An 18,849-nucleotide genomic window follows, 5' to 3' on the forward strand; every position below is an offset into this window, starting at 1 on the left:
ACGCTGGGGCGATGAGTGCAACGGTGCCGCGTTCGGTACTCAGCCGTCGTGCCCTGAATCGGGCTTTGCTCCAGCGTCAGCAGTTGCTGGACCGGAGGAGCGGGCCGGCGACCGAGCTGATCGAGCGGTTGGTAGGGCTCCAGGCCCAGGCGCCGTTGGCGCCGTACGTCGCCTTGTGGTCGAGGCTCGAGAGCTTCGACCCGGAGGAGCTGTCCGCGCTGCTGAGGTCGCGCCGGCTCGTGCGTTCCTCGCTGATGCGAGCAACGATTCATCTCGTCACTGCCGAGGACTGCCTGTCGTTGTGGCGGCTCGTGCATCCGGTCGCGGATCGAGGGCTGCGGGGTGCCTTCGGCAAGCAACTGGCCGGGGCCGACGTCGACGCGGTGGTTGCCTACGGCACTGAGCTGCTGAGCCGGGAGCCGTACACCCGCAGCCGGCTGCGCGAGGTGCTCGGTGAGCGCTGGCCGGACTGGGACGCCACGGCGATGGCGTACGCCGTGAGCTACCTGACCGGCACGGTCCACGTGACTCCGCGCGGGATCTGGGGCGAGAACGGCCCTGCCGCCCTGCAGACGATCGAGAGCTGGCTCGGCCGGTCACCGGTGGCTGATCGTCCGATCGACTCGCTCGTACTGCGGTATCTGGCGGCGTTCGGTCCCGCGAGTGTGGCCGACGTACAGACCTGGTCCGGGCTGACCAAGCTGCGGGAGGTCGTGGATCGGCTCGAGCTGCGTGTGTACGCCGACGACGACGGGCGGGAGCTGTACGACGTACCGGACGGGACGCTGCCTGATCCGGAAACGCCGGCTCCGGTGCGGTTCCTGCCGGAGTACGACAATCTGCTGCTCTCGCACGCTGATCGCCGGCGGGTCAATCCGTCCGGACGGCCGATCCCACTGCCGCCGGGCAACGGCGCCGCGATGGGCACGCTCCTCATCGACGGCGACTACCAGGCCGACTGGCGTCACCACCGTGGCAAGGAACCGAGCTTGCGGATCACACCCCACCGCCCGTTGACCACTGATGAGCAGGAAACGATCGAGCTCGAAGGCGCTCGGCTCCTCACGCTGATCGGCACTGACGACACACCGATCACCTTCTCGACGGACTAGGGTCCTCCAGCGGAGGTCGGGCGAAGACGAGCAGGGACCGGCCCGAGGTCAGGCGCCGGCGTCTTTCCAGCGACAAGCCGACCGACACGGCTAGCGCGTGCAGGTCGTCGTGCGTCCGTTCGCCCCCGCCGAAGAGCACGAACAGCCGGAGATCCTGGGCGGTGGCGTCCAGCCCCGCCGCGGACCCTGCTTGATCATCGGTCAGCTCGCGTTCGACGACGACAACCCGACCATCGGGTCCGCACGCCTCCGCTGCCCGCCGAAGGATGACGGCGGCGCCATCGTCGTTCCAATCGTGCAGGACATGCGCCAGGACATAGGCGTCGTACCCGGTGGGCAACGGATCGCGAAGGTCGGCGGTCACTACCTGCGTGCGGTCGGTCAAGCCGAGCCGTTCGGCTTCCTCCTGCGCAGCTCGAGCCGGACCGGGGCGTTCGACGAGTGCGCCGTTCAGGTGCGGCCAAGCCCGCAGGAGGCGGTAGAGGAGGTGGCCTCGGCCTCCGCCCAGATCCGCAACGCAGCCCAGCCGCCCCCATAGCGGATCGTCGACGAGTTCGTCGGCCCACTCGGCTGCCCGGGCGCTCATCAGCGTGTCGAACGAGCCCGAGAGCACAGGATCGTCGTCGAAGACAGCCCAGGGATCCGGTCTGCGCCGTCGGCCCTGCAGTGCCGCCAGACAGTCCTCCACGAAGGACCTGTCCATCTGTCCGGCCGCGCCACTCCAGTCCAACCGGGCCGCATAAGGTCCCGTCCGGTCCGCGATGCGCCGGCCGAGCTCGGTCGACGCCACCACGCCGTTCGCGTCCACAGCGAGGATTCCGCGGACGGCGAGGAATCGCACCAGGCGCCGCAGGACCGACTCGTCGATCCCCAAGCCGATCGCCAGTTGGCTCAGCGGTGTGGGCTCCGCGCAGATCGCGGAGAGCAGGCCGATCGTGACCGCGACCCGAACGACTACAGGGGTCACCAGATCCGTCACCTGGTCCGGACCCGGCGCTGAGGTCGACTGAGGCATGGCGCCAGCATCTGCTCGACCTCGGCGATCACTCGCAGGGTGGCAGGAACTCGCCAGCGGGGAGGTAGACCCGCCATCGAGGCCAGAATGGACGGATGACACGGAGGCCCGAGCCGGTCGAGCAGGTGACGCATGCCCTGGAGCAGGGCAGGCGCCGGGTCCGGCTGGGGGAGACCGCACCGGCTCACACCGTGCGTGGGTCACAGTCGTCGCTCTGGGACACCATCACCAAGCTGCGGGCCCAGGCGCGCCGGGAGATCCTCAGCTTCGACGACACCAGCTACCTGCTGGCCAACGACGTACCGGATCCGATCCAACGGCGCGGTCCGGCGACTCTCCGCGCGGCACTCGGCCGCGGTGCCAGAGTGCGTCAGGTCACCTCGCGAGCGGGCTTGCTCGCCGACCAGCAACTGGGGGCGATCGTCTACCGATCCGGCGGTGAGGCGCGGGTGGTGGACGCGGTGCCGCTCAAGGTTTCGATCATCGATCGCCGCACGATCCTGCTGCCGTTGAACTCGACGGTGCTGGCGGATGGGTTCCAGATCGTGCAGGACCCGAGTGTCGTCGGCGCACTCGTGGCCGTCCACCAGCATCTGTGGAACGCCGGAACCGACCCGGAGGGCATCGATCGCGACCTGCCTCCACCGCACCTCGCCGTCATCCTGCCAGCGCTGGCTTCGGGTGCGCCCGACGAAGTCGCGGCGCCCCGGCTCGGTCTCTCATCGCGCACCTACAGTCGCCGCGTCGCGGAGTTGCTCAAGGTCCTCGGCGTGCACAGCCGCTTCCAGGCAGGTGCCGAGGCGATTCGGCGCGGTTGGCTCTGACCCGGTCCGCTCCTGGGCGCGTGGCGAGTTGACGCCAGATCGGCGTCGCGGTCCCGCGACCACCGCAGGGTGGATGCGACGGCGTCCCGCAGGCTGCACAACCAGAGGGGGGTGCCTGCGGGAGCCGTCGCCAATCGCCGCCAGGGGGAGGACCGGATGAAGCACACAGCGCGCTCCCCGACGTACACCTGTAGGCCATCACCTCCTGGTTCTGGGCGGCGGTTAGCTGCTGCCGCCGTACGGGAGGAGGATGCAAGGCATGAGAGCTATCACGTACGCGCGTTCCGGAGATCCGTCGGTTCTCGAGCTCGGGGAGAGGCCGGTCGCCGAGCCGGGTGACGGTGAGGTGCGGATCCGGGTGGTGGTGTCGGGCGTGAACCCGACGGACTGGAAGTCGCGGAGCGGCTCGTACGGCGGTGGACCGGACGAGGCCACGGTGCCCAACCACGACGGCGCGGGCGTGATCGACGCGATCGGTGGTGGTGTGGACGGTCTCAGCGTGGGCGACCGTGTCTGGGTCACTCTGGCCGGCGACGGCCGTCCAGGCAGCGGCACGGCCCAGGAGTTCACTGTCGTGCCCGCCGGCCGCGTGTTCCCCCTGCCGGCGAACGCGGACTTCGACCTCGGCGCGAGTACCGGCATCCCGGCCATCACCGCACACCGCGCATTGACGGTCGGAGATGGCGGCGCTGGCCGGCTCCGGCCAGGCGCGCTGTCCGGCCGGACCATCCTGGTCGCCGGGGGAGCCGGTGCGGTGGGCAACGCCGCGATCCAGCTCGCCCGCTGGGCCGGCGCGACCGTGATCTCGACAGTCAGCCGGGAGTCGAAGGCCACGCTCGCGACGGCCGCCGGGGCACACCACGTCGTCGACTACACGAAGGCGGACGCGGCCGAGGTGGTCAGGCGGATCGTTCCCGACGGTGTCGACCTCGTCGTCGAGGTCGCAGCGGGCGCCAACGCCGAGCTCGACCTCGCAGTACTGCGTCCGCGCGGGACGATCTCGATCTACGCCAACGACGGCGGTACGCCGTTCGAGCTCGACGTACGGCGGAACATGGGCCTCAACACCCGCTACCAGTTCGTGCTGCTCTACACGCTCGGCTGGGACCGGATCACCGCCGCCGCGGAAGACATCAACCACGCCATCGAGGACGGGGCCTACCGCGTCGGAGAGCAGGCCGGCCTCCCGCTGCACCGCTACCAACTCGAAGACACCGCCGCAGCCCACGCAGCCGTCGAGAGTGGAGCGGTCGGCAAGGTCCTGATCACCGTCGCAGCGACCTGACCGACGGCGGGAGCATTTCCCCGTACTCACATACTTGACAAGAGTAAGTAAAAGGCCTCAGGGTTCAGATATCCTATCCGATCGCTTCTTCGGGGACCCGTAGAGAGGTCAGCCGCTCATGACCAGATTCCTTCGAAACAAGGCGATCCGAGGACCACTCGTGGCGCTCGCCGTCGCCGCTCTCCTCCCGGTCGGCCTGACCGCGGCGTCGTCTGCCGGCGCGGCTCCGCTGCAGACGGTCACCGCGGCCAGTACGACGTACCCGCCGGCGGGTGAGCAGGCGCGGAAGCCCTACATGGGCTGGAGCAGTTACAGCATGCAGGTGTACTCGCCGAACGGCGGTAGCTGGATCACCGCCGACCAGATCGAGGCGCAGTCGGATGCGATGCACCAGAAGCTGCAGCCGTACGGGTACGAGTACATCAACATCGACGCGGGCTGGAACGGCGGCATCGACGACTACGGCCGGCCGGTGCCGAGCAAGACGCTGTACCCCGACGGCCTGCAGGCGGTGATCGACCACGTCCACGCGAACGGCCAGAAGATCGGGCTCTACGGCATCCCTGGCATCTCGAAGGCGATGCTCGACGCCAACCTTCCGGTGTACGGCGCCCCCGGATGTACGACGGGAGACCTGGCGGTCCAACCGCTGCAGAAGGGCGACTACTGGGGCTTCGGCTACCGGATCGACGCCGCGAAGCCGTGCGCGCAGGCGTACATCAACTCCATCGCCGATCTCTACGCCAGCTGGGGCGTGAACTTCCTGAAGTTCGACAGCGTGACGCCGGGCTCAGGGGTCAGCGACCTGTCCATGGACGCACGCGACGAGGTCAAGGCCTGGTCGCAGGCTCTCGCCCGCCACGGCATCTGGCTCGAGCTGTCCTGGGCTCTCGACATCAACTACGCGGACTACTGGAAGCAGTACGCGAACGGGTGGCGGATCGACTGGGACGTCGAGTGCTACTGCCCTGGTGAGGCACTCACGACGTGGCAGAACATCGCGCGACTGTTCCCCAAGCTCGCCGACTGGTGGCGCCATGGCGGACCGGGTGGGTGGAACGACCTTGACTCCCTCGATGTCGGCAACGGCACGATGGACGGGCTGACGAAAGACGAGCGGCGTACGGCGGCGACGCTGTGGGCAGTGTCTGCGGCCCCGTTCTACATCGGCAACGACATGACCAAGCTCGATTCGTACGGCCTCGAACTGCTGACCAACCGCGAGGTGATCGCGGTCAACCAGGCCGGTCGGCCGGCCCAACCGGTGTCCACCAAGACCAACCGGCAGACTTGGTACTCGCTGAACGCGGACGGCTCGTACACCGTTGCCCTGTTCAACCTTGGGACCACCGAGGCCAACATGACGGTGAACTGGGCGGACCTCGGACTGGACGGGTCCGCGCAGGTGCGTGACCTGTGGGCGAAGCAGAACCTGGGCCAGTTCGCGTCCGGCTACACCGCCGCGACCGTGCCGCCGCACGGGACCCGGTTGTTCACCGTCACGCCGCAGAAGAACTCGAAGGTCAGCGTCAACGACGACGATCTGCGGGTGTCGTACGACGGAACCTGGCAGCGCAACGGCAACTTCGAGGTACCGGCGGTCTCCGAACCGCTCACGGTCGCGGTGACCGACTCGTCGGCGGCCAAGGCCGGTGCGGCCGCGACGTCGACCGATGCCGGCGTGCGGACGATTTCGGTGAACAACGACAACCCGGAGATCGTCTACACGGGTTCGTGGAGCCGGAGCACGGGTCGCGGGCTCGGTGACTATCAGGACGACGTGCAGTACACCGAGGCCAACGGCGACGCGTTCACGTACAGCTTCGTCGGCACCGGGGTGGACTACGTGACGGAGACGCACGAGTCGCAGGGCGAGGTCGAGATCTACATCGACGGTGCGCTCAAGGCGACGGTCGACACTCATCGCGATCCGGCCGACGGGCGCGGTGCGCAGCAGGTCGTGTACAGCATCTCGGACCTGCCGAACGGAACGCACACGATCCGTGGTGTGAAGAAGTCCGGACAGTTCATGCTGCTCGACAAGCTGAACGTGCGGCAGGAGAGCCTGCTGAACCCGGACACGGCGGCGTTCGACAAGAACCCGTCCGCGCAGGCCGATGTCAGTGTCCAGATCGGGCGCGACTCCGCCGAACTGGACGGGATCGCGAAGGGCGGCAAGGACCTCGTCAAGGGGACCGACTACACCGCCGACGGAACGGCCGTGACGATCAGCAAGCAGTACCTCGCGGCCCAGCCCGTCGGCAGTACGGTGCTCGACTTCCGGTTCCGCGGCGACCACCACGACGACGTGCACTACGCCACCGCGAACGGCGCGGCGATCGACTTCGCGTTCCGCGGCACCGGCGTCGAATGGCTCACTGCACTCGGCCCGGACCAGGGCGATGCCGACGTCTACCTCGACGGCAAGCTCGTACGCCGAGTGAGCCTGGCCAACGATGCACGCGTCACCGCCCGCCCGGCCTTCACCCAAACCGGCCTGAAGAACGGCGACCACACCCTGCGCATCGTCAAGGTCTCAGGCGACGTACTGCGCAACGACGTCATCCGCTACACCACCGGAAAGTAGCCGTAGGCAACGGCGGCGCCGCGATCCCGGCGCCGCCACTCTGGTCGCAGCCTTCCCTATCGACGGGCGGTGGCTGAGCCGCGGTCGTGGGCTTTCCATTCGGTTGCGACTTCGACTGTGATGTCGATGGCTCGTTTGGTGAGGGGGGATTGGGTGCGGCCGGCTTGCCAGAGGAGGTAGATCTCGCGGGGTGATGGCGCGGGGCGCAGATCGTGGATGGAGAGTTCCGGGTCGGCGACCTCGGCGCCGGTCAGGACCAGCCAGGGAAGTACGGCGGAGCCCAGTCCGGACCGGACCATCGCCAGTACGGCTTCGTTGCCGACGGCACGGAACACGATCTGCGGCCGGACGTCGTTGCGGGCGAACATCGCCTCGACCTCGCGCTGGTCGCAGGTGGGTGGCCACGCCACCATCGGTGCACGGTCGAGACTGCTGACTCGGACCGGTCCGTCGGGGAACGCGCCGCGTGGAGCCACCAGGACATAGGGATCGTCGAGCAGCTTGAGATGTTCGATCTCGCCGGGGACTCGGCGGTCGTGGAACATCAGGTCCACCGTGCCGACCGGTGGTGGATCGGACTCGTCCTCGATCAACCGGATGTCGCAGCGGGGGAGCTCCTCGCGCAACCGGCGGATGACGTGCGGCAGGAGCACGTTGGAGACGCTCTGGAAGGTGCCGATGTCGATGCGTCCTTCGCCGGCCTTGAACCGGTCGACCGCGGCGGCCAGGTCGTCGGTTCGCTCCAACAGGTCTCGACCGTGGGACAGCACGACTGTGCCGAGCGGCGTGATCCGCACCGGCTTCGGCCCGCCGGGCCGGTCGAACACCGAACCGCTGACGGCCTTCTCCAGCGTCGCGATGTGCTGGCTCACCGTCGATTGCGTGTACCCGAGTCGCACCGCCGCACGCCCGAACGATCCCTCATCCGCGACGGCGGCCATGGTGGCCAGATGCCGCAACTCAACCTCGGCCATGACCTGAAGATACCCGCGTGGATCGGGCTTCGCGATGACATCGATCGAGAACTATCGCTTTTCACCATGCAGGTAGGCGGCTTAGCGTCGTACTCATGGACCAACCGTTCGACTACGACGCCGAGCTCCGTCGCTATCACGAGCGATTGCAGGCGGCCGCGAAGGTCGGCCCCGATGATCACGTGCTCGACATCGGCTGCGGTACCGGGCTGACCACCCGGGACGCCGCCAAGCGGGCGGCCTCCGCGGTCGGCGTGGACATCTCCGCCCAGATGGTGGCGACCGCTCGCGGGCTGGCCGAACAGGAAGGCCTTCAGAACATCTCCTTCGAGCAGGCCGATGTCCAGGTCCACGCCTTTCCATCGGATCGTTTCTCGTTAGGCATCAGCCGGTTCGGCACGATGTTCTTCACCGACCCCGAGGTCGCGTTCACCAATATCGCCCGCGCACTGCGTCCGGGCTCGCGGCTCGTGCAGCTTGTCTGGCAGGACAGCAAACACCAGGAGTGGTACGCCGTCTTCCGCGGTGCGCAACGCACCGAGCCCGTCACCGGTGGCGCGTTCTCCCTCGCCGACCCGGCGACCGCGCAACGCATCCTGACCGCCGCGGGATTCACTGGCATTCAAGTCACCGACGTACGCGAACCTGTGTACTACGGCAAAGACGCCGAGACCGCCTACGAAGCCGCGAGCAGTCTGCGGATGACCCAGGACCTCGTTGCGGGCCTGGACCCAACCCAGGCCGAACACGCTCGCCAACGCCTCCTCGCCGACCTTGCCGCCCACCAGACCCCAGACGGCGTCTGGTTCGACTCCCGCGCCTGGATCATCACCGCGCATCGCCGGCGCGATTGAGGCGAAAAGCTGGTCGCCCTCGCACCGCCCCTGTGACGATCACGCCTCGAGGAGCTGTTTGAGGCGCCTCAGGTCTTTCTGGTTGGCGCGTCGCATGGCCGCGGACATGAATGGAGCCGCGACACCCGCGAACCCGGAAGGTTCGCCGCGGTTGCGCAGGCTCATCCGGGTCGCAGCCTCGCCGGCCGCCGTCCACTGGTAGCTGGTCTCCATCGGGAACGGTCCCTGGGCGGTGCGCATCACCAGGCGCTCGTGCGGCACCAGTTCCACCACCTCGTAGGTGTAGGCGAGGCGCCGACCGAGGAAGTGCGCCACAAAGTCCATCCGGGACCCGACCGCCACCGGCGGTGTGGTCCGCCACTCGACGGACTCGATGTTCGTGTACCACTCGGGTGCGTTCGTCGGATCACCGACGTACGCCGCGACCTGCGCGAGCGGGCGGTTGATCAGGATCTCAGTGAGTACGTCGACAGCCATGTCGGAATCATCTCGCGGCGGCTGCGGCGTAGCGGGTTGCGATTGCGGTCCAGGCGGCCGGCCACCAGATCGCACACCTGCGGGTCCACACGTCGAACGCGTGATGCGAGCTCTGTAGGTCGCGATGATCGGGGCTAGAGTCCCAGCTCGGTCAGGCCGGGGTGGTCGTCGGGGCGAGGTCCGGGAGCGTCCCAGTGGAAGAGCCGGTCGGACTCGTTGATGGACTGGTCGTTGATGCTGGCCCGGCGTACTCGCATCAGCCCGAACTCGTCGAACTCCCAGTTCTCGTTGCCGTGGCTGCGGAACCACTGCCCGTCGGCGTTGTGGCACTCGTACACGAAGCGAACCGCGATCCGGTTGCCGGTATACGCCCAGAGTTCCTTGATCAGGCGGTAGTCGAGCTCGCGCTCCCACTTCTGCGTCAGGAACCCGACCACCTCGTCACGTCCGTTGACGAAGACGTCCCGGTTACGCCACCTCGTATCGGTCGTGTAGGCGAGCGACACGGCCTCGGGATTGCGCAGGTTCCAGGCGTTCTCCGCGGCCCGGACCTTCTGGATCGCGGTCTCCTCGGTGAACGGCGGCAGTGGTGGTCGGGTGTTCATCTGCTCTCCTCGGTCGGGTCCCGTCGAGACAGTATCCAAGATCCTGCGGAGACCAGTTCCCTTGACGGGTTGCGGGTGCCGCGGACGAGAGCTGGTCCTGGACCGCCCGACAGCGATGGAGTTCGTCGGCAACACGGCGTACGTCGTGTCCATCAACGCCACCGTTTACAAGGTCAGCAACCTGTAGTCGGTCTCGGTGGGTTCTCAGTCCGGAAGTGGGAGCCCACCGGGCGTCTTGGTGTACCCGAGTTGCTCGATGACGCGGCCGTCGCTCACCCGCGTCACGTTCACGCCGAGAACGGATTCCGTGTCGGTGGGCCCGAAGCGGTAGCGCCACCGCACTGCCGCCCAGTCTCCGGCCGAGAACACGTGCTGGACTTCGAAAGTGGTCGACTCGTCGTCCATCAGCTCGGCCCAGAACGCCACGCACGCGTCCTTCCCGACAAACGCGGCGCCGTCGGGAGCGGGCTGGGCCGCGACCATCACGCAGTCGTCATGGACGAGGGTGGCGAGTGCGTCCTTGTCGCGCTGCCGAAACGCGGCGTTGAAGCGGTCAACGGTCTCAGCGGTGTCGGTCATCTCACCCTCCTGGAAAGTAGAACAGTTGGTCTACTTCTGACCGTAGTAGACTGAATGGTCTATCGTCAAGGAGAGGGTCAGGATCGGCAGATGACGCCCAGGACCTCGCCAGGACCCCGGGAACGACTTCTCGCGGCAGGGCAGCAACTCTTCTACTCACAAGGCGCCTCGGTCGGAGTGGATGCGCTGCTCAAGGAGGCGAACGTCGCCCGCAGGTCGCTCTACGAACACTTCGGCGACAAGGACGGCTTGATCGCGGCGGTTCTCCGTCGCGCCGCCGAGGAGGACCTTGCCTGGTACGAGGACGCGTTGGCCGGCGCCACCGAACCGCGAGCCCGACTGCTCGGGCTCTTCGATCGGCTCGACGAACTCGTCGCGACCCCCGACTTCCGAGGCTGTCGGTACTTCGCGACCGACCTTTCGTTCGCGAACCCCGGTCATCCGGCCCATGCGGAGACCGATGCCTTCCGGCGGAGCCTTCGCGCGCTCCTCGTGCGGGAACTCAAGGCCCTGGGTCATGCCCGCCCAGAACGCGCTGCAGAGCAGCTACATCTGCTGATCGAGGGGACCCTGGTGGTGGGGGCCACCCAGGACGGTCACCATCCCGGCCGCGCCGCGCGCGACCTCGCCGCCGTCGTTCTCGGCTGACGAGAGATTCACGAGACGGCCGGCCCCGGGAAAACGGGAGCTGTGTGGGGGGCTCAACCGTGCAAACGAAGTCGACCGTCCCTTAGCTCCGATTGTGGACTACAACGTATCGAAAACATACATATTCGAACGTTTGAAGGTTGTTCGCGGCGTGAATTGGAACGGTCCGGGCCCGCTGCGTGGCTGAACGGTCCCAGACCTCGAAGCAACCAGACCCCCGAGAAGCCCGGGCACCTCTGACCTCCTGGTACCCGATCCGCCCGAGGTGATTCGTCGTACCGGCAGTCAACTGAGCAGGCTCAGCGCGTGCTCGTTCAACGACTCTCCGGCTTGGGCTGCCGCGTAGAGTGCCGCGCCGATCACGGGGGAGTACAGCGGCGTCCGCAGGTCGTAGGTCTCGCTCCGCGCGGCCAGTGCGGTCGTGAAAGGCTGCAGTACCTCAGGCGCCGTGAGTACGCCGCCTGAGTAGGAGACCGGGACCGTCTCCGCCGGTGTGAAGCCCAGGCGCGAGCGCGTGGTGTCCACCAGCCGCACGAGCTCAGCCGCTGCATCACCAACGATTCGTCCGGCCGCCGCGTCACCCAGCCGGGCAGCCTGGACGATCGGTCGGGACAGTGCCGCCACGGCCCGCCGGCTTCCGCGCCAACGATTGAGCACGATGTCGAGCAGATCGAGATCGGATGCCAGGTCGAGCTCCTCCCGCAGTACGGCGAGCAGCGGTCCCGGTGGCAACCTCCCGTCACTCATCTGTGAGAACGCGCGCAGACCTTGGACACCGATCCAGTAGCCCGAGCCCTCGTCGCCGAACAGTTCGCCCCAACCACCGACGCGGACCCCGCTATCGCCGTACCGGCCGTAGGTCATCGACCCGGTTCCACTGATCACGTTGATGCCATCGGCAAGCCCGAGCGAACCGGCCCAGGCGCAGACCATGTCGTTGCCACAGCTGTAGCGATCATGTCCGAGAGCGGTCCGCGGTGCCGCATCGAGCAGCGGCACGTCGCCGCTCACCTCGCCGTACGCCGGCAGTCCGAAGAACGCCGACGTGATTGCGGCCGGCTGGATCCCGGCACTCGCGCAGATTCCGGCAACCGCCTCGGTCAGTACGCGCTCCACCAGCGAGACGCCTTCGCCCTCGGCCGAGTCGAGGTAGTAGCAACTCGGCGCGTCGGCGGCGGCCAGGACTTCGCCATCACCGGTCACCAGGCACAGCGCCGTACCCGAACCACCGCCGTCGACGCCCAGGAAGATCGTCACGGCTGCAGTGGGTGGATGGTCACGCCCTGAACGACGCGATTGACCTCGCCGTCGGGGAACGGATTGTCCGGTGTCCGGCCGAGCGCCACGGAGAATCGCAACGCGAGCAGTTGAGCGATGACCACGAACGGCAGCGTCAGTACGGCGTCGTCCACGTCGGCCACCCCGTCGATCTGCCAACACTCCGCATCATCGGCCTGAGCGCTGACGGCCAGCACGTTCTCGGCTCCGATGGCCGCACGGAGTTCCTCGACGATGTCGTGGTCGTACTGGCGGGTGTAGGCATCGTTGGACAGGTAGACGACAGCAAGGGTCCCGTCCTTGAGGACTGCCTTCGGCCCGTGCCGGAACCCAAGTGGTGTGTCGTAGAAGCTGATCACCTTGCCCGCGGTGAGTTCGAGCAGCTTCAACGCCGATTCCCTGGCCAATCCGCCCAGCGAACCGCTGCCGAGGTAGACGACCCGGTCGTAGGGGCGACCGGTCAACCGAGCCAGCTCGTCCGGGCGGTCGAGAACCTGCTCGGCCGCTGCGGCGAGCCGCTCGGCCAGCCGCGGATCCTGGTCCGGCGCCAACGTGAGCCAGGCGGTCAACAGCATCGAAGTGAAGCTTGACGTCATCGCGAAGCCGCGGTCGTTGGTTGCTGACGGCATCAACAGGACCAGAGAGGATTTCGAGCCGCTGTGCTCGCGGGCCAGCTGGCCCTCGGGGTTGCAGGTGATCACCAACTGATGCACAGATGTCAGGCACGTCGTGGCCAACTGGGTGGCCGCGACACTCTCCGGGCTGTCGCCGGAGCGAGCGAACGAGACCAGGAGCGTGGGCACATCCTCGGCGAACATCTCCCGCGGATTCGAGACGATATCGGTGGTCGCCACCGCGTCGACCCGGCGCCGGAGGGTCCGCGCCAGCGCGGGAGCCAGCACCTCCCCGGCGAACGCCGACGTCCCGGCGCCAGTCAGCACGATGCGCAGGTCGGGCAGCGCGAACAGTGGCTCGAGAAACGTGGCGACCTCGTCCGACCTGGCGGCCAGAGTCTCGGCAGCCTCACGCCAAACCGCTGGCTGCTGAACGACTTCGCGGTAGGTGGTGAGGGAGGCCAGCCCGTCCGCGGTGTTCGGTGCCCCGGTCATCTGGCCGGCTCCGTTTCCGTGAACCGATCCAGCAGCGGCCCGTGTGCCTTGATCGCGTCGTCCAGGATTCCGGTCGCGATGTCGAGCCGGCCGACGAGCGGATCGAGTGCCAGCGCCTGCAGCGCGAGCGCCCGGTCGCCGGTCAGGGCGGCACGAACGGTGATCTCCTGCTGCTGAGCCCGCGCGGTCAGTACGGCGGCGATCCCGTCCGGCAATGCTCCGACGCCAAGCCCGGTGATTCCCGCGGCGCCGACCACGGCCGGCACCTCGACGACGGCGGTCGGCGGCAGGTTGGGGATCTTCCCCTCGTTCGGAAGGTTCACCGCCAACTCGACGTGCTCGTTGCCGCTGACAATGGCTTCGGCGATCGCCACCAGTCGCTCGGCTTCCTGATTGTCGGTCCGCGGCAAGGGCGCCTTCCCATCGGCTTGGGCATGCAAGAGCTCCCAGAGGTCGTCCTTCTCGCCGATGTACTCCATCGTCGCGTCCCGGCCACCCTGCAATCCCCAAGGCAGCCGAGTCTCGTCGGCCGGGCGGCCGTCCTCGGCCCGCAGGTACCAACCGAAGAACTCGGCGACGTGCCGATCACCTGGTGCCGGATAGAGCCCGAACGTCCGCAGCAGATCCGCCGAGACCGGCAGATGGACACCTTCCTCCCGAGTGGAGGGCGCGTCCACGCCGCCGGCGCGCTCCGCCACGCGCCGGCGCAGCAACGGATACAGATCCTCGGTGCCCCTGCGTACGTCGAGCAGCCAGCACAGATGGTTGAGGCCCGCGAAAACGGCGTTCACCTCGTCACGCGGGATCTCGAGATCGGCGGCCAGCTTGGACAGCGTGTGCATGGTCCCGTGGCACAGGCCGACGGCCTTGACGCCGGTCTGGAGGGTGATGGCCCGGACGTTGGCGGTCAGCGGATTCGAGTAGTTGATCAGCTGGGCCTCAGGCGCCAGGTCTGCAACGTCGGTTGCTATGGCCACCAATTCGGGCACGTGCCGGAGCGCCCGCAGTACGCCGCCCGGCCCGACGCTGTCGCCCACAGTCTGAGCGATGCCGTAGCGGGCCGGCACCTCGATGTCGGCGCGCCAGCCGGCGGCGGCTCCGACCGCGATCGTCGTGGTGACGAATCGCGCGCCCCGCAAGGCTTCCCGGCGATCGACGTGTGGGACGAACTCGAGCTCGGCGCCCCGTTCGGCGGCGATCCGGCGACCCACTCTGGCCATGGTCTCGGCGGCTTCGCCGTTCAGGTCGACCAGGTGGACCGTCCAGCCGTCGAACGTCCGGGACGAGGCGAGATCGGTCATCAGGCCGGGGGTGAACACGGTGCTGCCCGCGCCGATCAGGACGAAGGACTTCTCGGTCAAGGACTTCTCCTTCAGGAACGTGGATCGATCACGCCGGATGTCACTTGGTGCTCCCGGCCAGTAGACCGTTGACGATGTAGCGGTTGAAGGCCAGCGCCAGTAGCGCGGGAACGATGATCGCCAGTACGCCGGCTGCGTTCAGCAGCGTCGACGGCACCACGTGCCGGCCCTGGAGAGAAGCGATGACGACGGTCAGCGGCTGTGTCGACAGATCACTCGACAGCACCAGTGGGAAGAGGAACTGCCCCCAGGCGAACAGGAACGTGATCAGAGCGGTGGAGATGATGCCCGGTCGCGCCAGCGGCAGCAACAGGTGCCACAGCACTTGGAGCCGGCGGGCTCCGTCGACCAGCCCGGCCTCCTCGATCCCGACCGGCAGACTGGCGAAGTAGTTGTGCAGGATCCAGGTCGCCAGCGGCAGGAAGCCGGACACGTAGACCAGCACGATCCCGGTGTAGGTGTTCACGAGCCCGAACGTGCTCATGATCCGGTACAGCGGGATCAACGTCGTGTACGCCGGGAACGCCATCGTCGCCAGAACCGCGTAGAACAAGACGTTCCGGCCGCGGAACCGCATCCGCGCGAACGCGTACCCGGCGAGCGTCGCGAGCAGCACGGTCACGATGGTTGCCGCGCCGCACTCGACGACGATGTTCACCGCGGACCGCCGGATCTGCGCCGGGACGTCGCTGTCACCGGTCAGCAGCGTCGCATAGTTGTCCAGAGTGGCGTTCGTCGGCAGGTAGTGCGCGGGCTTGGCCCGTGCGTCTGCCTCGGTCTGCAGGCTGGTCTTGATCGCCCAGTAGATCGGCACCAGGGACCAGATCAGAATCGCCGCGACCCCGAGACCGCGGGCGCCGGTCCGTCGTTTCACAGCTCGACCCTCCGGTAGACCAGGCGGACCACGACCAGCGAGATCAGCAGCGTGACGATGGTGATCAGCAGGGACAACGCGTACCCCTGACCGAAGTCGAGATCCTGGAAGCTGATGAAGTACGTCTGCATGGTGACCGAGGCTCCGGTGTTCGCCGCACCGTTCAGGACGTACGGCTGATCGAAGACGTTGAGCGTGGCAATCACCGCCTGCACCATGGTGACCGCGATGCCAGGCCGGGCCAGTGGCAGCGTGATCCGCCGGAACGCCGACCACGACGTACAGCCGTCGATCTGGGCTGCCTCGTACAGCTCGCCCGGGATGAGCTGCAGGACGGCCAGGATCAGCAGGACCGAGAGCGGCGCGATCTGCCAGACCTGGACCAGCTCGATCAGGGCGATCGTGAGCAACCGGTTCTGACCGAGCAGTACGGCGTTGCCGTCGCTGAGATGGAGTGACGACAGCACGCTGTTGATCAAACCCGCGTTGGGATCGAAGATCCCGGTCCAGAGGATGCCCTCGACCACCCCGGGCATGGCCCACGGCAGGATCAGGATCGCGATCACCAGGCTGCGGCCACGGAACGGCTTCTGCAGGACGACAGCGGCGCCGATGCCGATCAGGGTGGACAGGGTCACGCCGATCACGACGTACAGCGCGGTGTTGCCGATGCTGCCGATGACGGCAGGGGCATGCCAGAGCCGGGTGAAGTTGCCGAATCCGTCGAACCGCGTGGGTGGATCGAGTGCGTCGACCTTGAAGAACGACTGCACCACGGTGAACACGGCCGGCACCAGGGCCAGGCAGGCGATGAAGATCATCACCGGCGCGACCAGCAGGTACGGCAGCAGGTCGACGCGGGAGCGGCGTACCGGTGCGACGCTGGTCGGCCCGGCCGGGGGACGCGGTGCCGCCCCCTCGGCCGCCCTCGGTTCGGTGGTCGAAGAGCTCACCGTCACGACCCGGATGCGAGCTGGTTCGCCGTGTCGCCGATCGTCTTCATCGCCTGCTCGACCGACATCGAGCCGGTCGCCGCGGCGTGCAGGTTGGTGTAGACCGCGTTGGAGAACTTCGGGTACCACGACGGTGCGCCACCCTCGAAGACCGGCTTGGAGCCCTTCAGCATCGGCTCGAGGTCCGTGCCGCCGACCAGATTGCCCTTGGCAACCATCTGCTGGACCGCGGACAGGTGCGACGGGATCGGGTACGTCGCGAAGGTCTTCTCCGGACCGTTCACGCCGGCGAAGTCGGCCTGCTGCTCGGTGGCGGTGAACCACTCGATGAACTTCGCGGCGGCGTTCGGGTACTTGGCCTCCTTGGGGATGCCGACCCCGTCCGGGTTGCTGAGGTTCGCCGCGGGACCTGAGGCGCCCGGGGTGGGCAGGTACTTCACCTTGCCGGCGACCGACGAGGACGCCTTGATGTTGTACAGCGTGCCGACGTTGCCGGAGTAGTCGGAGAAGGTGCTGGCCACCTGCCCCTTGGCCATCAGGTTCTGCTGTCCCTGCGAGTCGGTGACGTTGATGTTGCCGGGCGGGACGAGGCCGGTCTTCAGCGCGTCCACCATCCACTGGGCGGCCTTGTAGCCGGGCGAGTCGGGGCTGGTGAACTGCGGCTTGCCGTCCTTGTCGAGCACCGTCCCACCGAACGCACCGGTGGTCTCGTACCAGTACGTCGACAAGCCTTCGGCGGCCGCGAACGGGATGTTCAGCGGGTGCTCGGCGACGCCCTTGGCCTTGATCGTCTTGAGCGCGTCGGTGTACTCGTCGATCGTCTTCGGTGCGGGATTCGCGCCGGCCTTCTGGAACAGCTCCGTGTTCACGGTCGTGACCATGAAGGAGGCGTCGTACGGGACGCCGACCACGTGACCGTCGACGGTGAACGACGCGAGCTGCGGTACGTCGGCCTCCATCGCCTTGGTGTCGACGTAGGTGTCCATCGGGTAGAACCACTTCAGCTTGCCGAGCTGACCGACCCGGGACCAGTCCACATTGGTGGCGTCGGCGAAGTAGGTCTTCGCGGTGGCGGCGGCGGAGATCTTGCTCTGCAGGCTGTCCCAGTCGATGTTCACCCAGTTGACCGTGATGCCGGTGTCCTTGGTGAACGCGGCCAGCGCGGCCTTCGGTGGTGGGTCCGAGGCGAGCGCGACGGTGATCGTCACTCCGCTGGTCTGGGTCGAACCGCCACTGCTCTGCTTGTCCGTCGACCCCGACCCGCCGCAGCCCGCAAGCACGAGGGCGAGGCTTGTGACGCCTGCCGTCAGTGCTGCGTTCCACCGCGCTGTACCCATCCGACGTCTGGTCCTCAGCATGGTTTCTCCGTTGTGATCCCGGCCCTGGCCGAAGCGGCCGGCGTACGAGTGAGAGACGCTGCGCAATCGCGCATTCGATCGCGCGAATTTGATGCGAACGTAGCTGAATAGAAAACAACCGGTCAAGGCATTCGATTACATGCGCAGAATAATGCGCAAGTGCTCAAAAGATGTGCATCTTGTACAGTGCCCGTTGTGCGGAAGTCAGAGCGGTTGAGTGCGATCCTCGATCAGGTCGGCGAGCACGGCAGCGTGGACGTCGCCGCGCTGGCCAGGGCGCTCGGCGTCTCGGGCGCGACCATCCGCCGGGACCTGCAGACCCTGAGCCGCGACCAGTTGCTGGTGCGGACGCACGGCGGAGCGATGTCCAACGAGTCCGGCGACGAAGTCCCGACCCGGGTCAAGGCGGCGCTGCGGCAGGCGGAGAAGCGAGCCATCGGCAGAGCCGCTGCCTCATTCGTGGAGGAGGGTGCTGTTGTCGGCATGACCGGCGGCACCACCGCCCTCGAGTTGTCGCGCGCCCTGGCGCAACGGCGCGGCATCACCGTGGTGACGAACGCGATCAACATCGCCTCCGAGCTCGTCGGTCACGCGGGCGTCCGGCTCGTGCTGATCGGCGGGATCGCGCGCTCCTCCTACGAGCTGGTCGGCCCGGCCGCCGAGGCGATGCTCGCGAACTACCACCTCGACATCGCGTTCATCGGCGTGGACGGACTCACGCCGGAAGAAGGCTGTACGACGTACGACGAGATGGAAGCGCAGACCGACCTCGCGTTCCTGCGCCGGGCCTACCGCAGTGTTGTGATCGCGGACAGCTCCAAGCTCGGCCGCGTCACCTTCGCCCGGATCAGCATGCTTTCCGGCGTCAACGATGTCGTCACCGATCGCGGCGCTCAGCCCGGCCAACTCGAAGCACTGCAGCGAGCCGGCGTACAGGTGACCGCGGTCTGACCGGA

18 protein-coding genes are annotated in these 18,849 nt (G+C 67.4%); 7 read left to right on the forward strand and 11 right to left on the reverse strand.

The window, feature by feature from the left end; translation table 11 throughout:
* Positions 1–11 precede the first annotated feature (11 nt).
* A complete protein-coding gene (locus tag AB0I34_RS07300) occupies positions 12–1,112 on the forward strand; it encodes a winged helix DNA-binding domain-containing protein (protein WP_360440895.1) in 1,101 nt (366 codons plus the stop codon).
* On the opposite strand, the gene AB0I34_RS07305 is transcribed toward AB0I34_RS07300, so the two are convergent.
* Entirely contained in the window at positions 1,093–2,127 is a 1,035-nt protein-coding gene (locus AB0I34_RS07305; protein WP_360440898.1) for a methyltransferase, read from the reverse strand. The genes AB0I34_RS07300 and AB0I34_RS07305 overlap by 20 nt on opposite strands.
* A gap of 95 nt (positions 2,128–2,222) precedes the next feature.
* Here AB0I34_RS07305 and AB0I34_RS07310 point away from each other — a divergent pair, with 95 nt between their 5' ends.
* The 3 genes from AB0I34_RS07310 to AB0I34_RS07320 all read left to right on the forward strand — a co-directional run bounded on the left by AB0I34_RS07310 (position 2,223) and on the right by AB0I34_RS07320 (position 6,823).
* A complete protein-coding gene (locus AB0I34_RS07310; RefSeq protein ID WP_360440901.1) occupies positions 2,223–2,951 on the forward strand; it encodes a hypothetical protein in 729 nt (242 codons plus the stop codon).
* 259 nt (positions 2,952–3,210) lie between these two features.
* Positions 3,211–4,236 (forward strand): NADPH:quinone reductase, encoded by a 1,026-nt coding sequence (locus AB0I34_RS07315; protein ID WP_360440904.1) that lies wholly within the window; start codon positions 3,211–3,213, stop codon positions 4,234–4,236.
* A gap of 118 nt (positions 4,237–4,354) precedes the next feature.
* On the forward strand, positions 4,355–6,823 hold the full coding sequence (locus tag AB0I34_RS07320; protein ID WP_360440907.1) for a X2-like carbohydrate binding domain-containing protein: 2,469 nt from the start codon (positions 4,355–4,357) through the stop codon (positions 6,821–6,823).
* A gap of 56 nt (positions 6,824–6,879) precedes the next feature.
* On the opposite strand, the gene AB0I34_RS07325 is transcribed toward AB0I34_RS07320, so the two are convergent.
* A complete protein-coding gene (locus tag AB0I34_RS07325) occupies positions 6,880–7,797 on the reverse strand; it encodes a LysR family transcriptional regulator (RefSeq protein WP_360440910.1) in 918 nt (305 codons plus the stop codon).
* Positions 7,798–7,892: 95 nt separating this feature from the next.
* Between AB0I34_RS07325 and AB0I34_RS07330 the strand changes: the two genes are divergently transcribed.
* Positions 7,893–8,651, forward strand: a complete 759-nt coding sequence (locus tag AB0I34_RS07330; protein ID WP_360440913.1) for a methyltransferase domain-containing protein — start codon at positions 7,893–7,895, stop codon at positions 8,649–8,651.
* Between the two features lie 39 nt (positions 8,652–8,690).
* Here the strand turns inward: AB0I34_RS07330 and AB0I34_RS07335 are convergent, their stop codons facing one another.
* The 3 genes from AB0I34_RS07335 to AB0I34_RS07345 form a co-directional block, all read right to left on the reverse strand.
* Complete coding sequence (locus AB0I34_RS07335) at positions 8,691–9,128, reverse strand: SRPBCC family protein (protein WP_360440916.1); 438 nt, start codon at positions 9,126–9,128, stop codon at positions 8,691–8,693.
* A gap of 134 nt (positions 9,129–9,262) precedes the next feature.
* Complete coding sequence (locus AB0I34_RS07340) at positions 9,263–9,733, reverse strand: nuclear transport factor 2 family protein (protein ID WP_360440919.1); 471 nt, start codon at positions 9,731–9,733, stop codon at positions 9,263–9,265.
* Between the two features lie 204 nt (positions 9,734–9,937).
* Positions 9,938–10,312, reverse strand: coding sequence for a nuclear transport factor 2 family protein (locus AB0I34_RS07345; protein WP_360440922.1), 375 nt, complete (start codon positions 10,310–10,312; stop codon positions 9,938–9,940).
* 90 nt (positions 10,313–10,402) lie between these two features.
* On the opposite strand from AB0I34_RS07345, the gene AB0I34_RS07350 reads away from it, so the two are divergent.
* Positions 10,403–10,960, forward strand: coding sequence for a TetR/AcrR family transcriptional regulator (locus AB0I34_RS07350; protein ID WP_360440925.1), 558 nt, complete (start codon positions 10,403–10,405; stop codon positions 10,958–10,960).
* Between the two features lie 285 nt (positions 10,961–11,245).
* Here the strand turns inward: AB0I34_RS07350 and AB0I34_RS07355 are convergent, their stop codons facing one another.
* The 6 genes from AB0I34_RS07355 to AB0I34_RS07380 are packed head-to-tail and all read right to left on the reverse strand — an operon-like array spanning position 11,246 to position 17,872.
* Entirely contained in the window at positions 11,246–12,217 is a 972-nt protein-coding gene (locus AB0I34_RS07355) for a BadF/BadG/BcrA/BcrD ATPase family protein (RefSeq protein WP_360440928.1), read from the reverse strand.
* The gene (locus AB0I34_RS07360) at positions 12,214–13,347 is read right to left on the reverse strand and encodes an SIS domain-containing protein (protein WP_360440931.1); all 1,134 of its coding nucleotides are present in this window, start codon (positions 13,345–13,347) and stop codon (positions 12,214–12,216) included. Before AB0I34_RS07360 ends, AB0I34_RS07355 begins: the two co-directional genes overlap by 4 nt.
* Positions 13,344–14,708 carry a hypothetical protein gene (locus AB0I34_RS07365; protein ID WP_360440934.1) on the reverse strand — a complete coding sequence of 455 codons (1,365 nt, stop codon included), beginning with the start codon at positions 14,706–14,708 and terminating at the stop codon, positions 13,344–13,346. Before AB0I34_RS07365 ends, AB0I34_RS07360 begins: the two co-directional genes overlap by 4 nt.
* A 40-nt stretch (positions 14,709–14,748) precedes the next feature.
* On the reverse strand, positions 14,749–15,582 hold the full coding sequence (locus AB0I34_RS07370; RefSeq protein ID WP_360440937.1) for a carbohydrate ABC transporter permease: 834 nt from the start codon (positions 15,580–15,582) through the stop codon (positions 14,749–14,751).
* Positions 15,579–16,535, reverse strand: coding sequence for a sugar ABC transporter permease (locus AB0I34_RS07375; RefSeq protein ID WP_360440940.1), 957 nt, complete (start codon positions 16,533–16,535; stop codon positions 15,579–15,581). The genes AB0I34_RS07370 and AB0I34_RS07375 overlap by 4 nt, the downstream gene beginning before the upstream one ends.
* Before the next feature lie 2 nt (positions 16,536–16,537).
* A complete protein-coding gene (locus AB0I34_RS07380; RefSeq protein ID WP_360440943.1) occupies positions 16,538–17,872 on the reverse strand; it encodes an extracellular solute-binding protein in 1,335 nt (444 codons plus the stop codon).
* 216 nt (positions 17,873–18,088) lie between these two features.
* Between AB0I34_RS07380 and AB0I34_RS07385 the strand changes: the two genes are divergently transcribed.
* On the forward strand, positions 18,089–18,844 hold the full coding sequence (locus tag AB0I34_RS07385; RefSeq protein WP_360440946.1) for a DeoR/GlpR family DNA-binding transcription regulator: 756 nt from the start codon (positions 18,089–18,091) through the stop codon (positions 18,842–18,844).
* Positions 18,845–18,849 lie beyond the last annotated feature (5 nt).

The organism is Kribbella sp. NPDC050281, from assembly GCF_040655855.1.
GTDB lineage: Bacteria > Actinomycetota > Actinomycetes > Propionibacteriales > Kribbellaceae > Kribbella.

What these genes read in the sequence shown, in the direction of transcription:
- AB0I34_RS07300 (WP_360440895.1), top strand. Translation starts at nt 12, where the DNA reads ATGAGTGCAACGGTGCCGCGTTCGGTACTCAGCCGTCGTGCCCTGAAT.
- AB0I34_RS07305 (WP_360440898.1), bottom strand. Translation starts at nt 2,127, where the DNA reads ATGCCTCAGTCGACCTCAGCGCCGGGTCCGGACCAGGTGACGGATCTG.
- AB0I34_RS07310 (WP_360440901.1), top strand. Translation starts at nt 2,223, where the DNA reads ATGACACGGAGGCCCGAGCCGGTCGAGCAGGTGACGCATGCCCTGGAG.
- AB0I34_RS07315 (WP_360440904.1), top strand. Translation starts at nt 3,211, where the DNA reads ATGAGAGCTATCACGTACGCGCGTTCCGGAGATCCGTCGGTTCTCGAG.
- AB0I34_RS07320 (WP_360440907.1), top strand. Translation starts at nt 4,355, where the DNA reads ATGACCAGATTCCTTCGAAACAAGGCGATCCGAGGACCACTCGTGGCG.
- AB0I34_RS07325 (WP_360440910.1), bottom strand. Translation starts at nt 7,797, where the DNA reads ATGGCCGAGGTTGAGTTGCGGCATCTGGCCACCATGGCCGCCGTCGCG.
- AB0I34_RS07330 (WP_360440913.1), top strand. Translation starts at nt 7,893, where the DNA reads ATGGACCAACCGTTCGACTACGACGCCGAGCTCCGTCGCTATCACGAG.
- AB0I34_RS07335 (WP_360440916.1), bottom strand. Translation starts at nt 9,128, where the DNA reads ATGGCTGTCGACGTACTCACTGAGATCCTGATCAACCGCCCGCTCGCG.
- AB0I34_RS07340 (WP_360440919.1), bottom strand. Translation starts at nt 9,733, where the DNA reads ATGAACACCCGACCACCACTGCCGCCGTTCACCGAGGAGACCGCGATC.
- AB0I34_RS07345 (WP_360440922.1), bottom strand. Translation starts at nt 10,312, where the DNA reads ATGACCGACACCGCTGAGACCGTTGACCGCTTCAACGCCGCGTTTCGG.
- AB0I34_RS07350 (WP_360440925.1), top strand. Translation starts at nt 10,403, where the DNA reads ATGACGCCCAGGACCTCGCCAGGACCCCGGGAACGACTTCTCGCGGCA.
- AB0I34_RS07360 (WP_360440931.1), bottom strand. Translation starts at nt 13,347, where the DNA reads ATGACCGGGGCACCGAACACCGCGGACGGGCTGGCCTCCCTCACCACC.
- AB0I34_RS07380 (WP_360440943.1), bottom strand. Translation starts at nt 17,872, where the DNA reads ATGGGTACAGCGCGGTGGAACGCAGCACTGACGGCAGGCGTCACAAGC.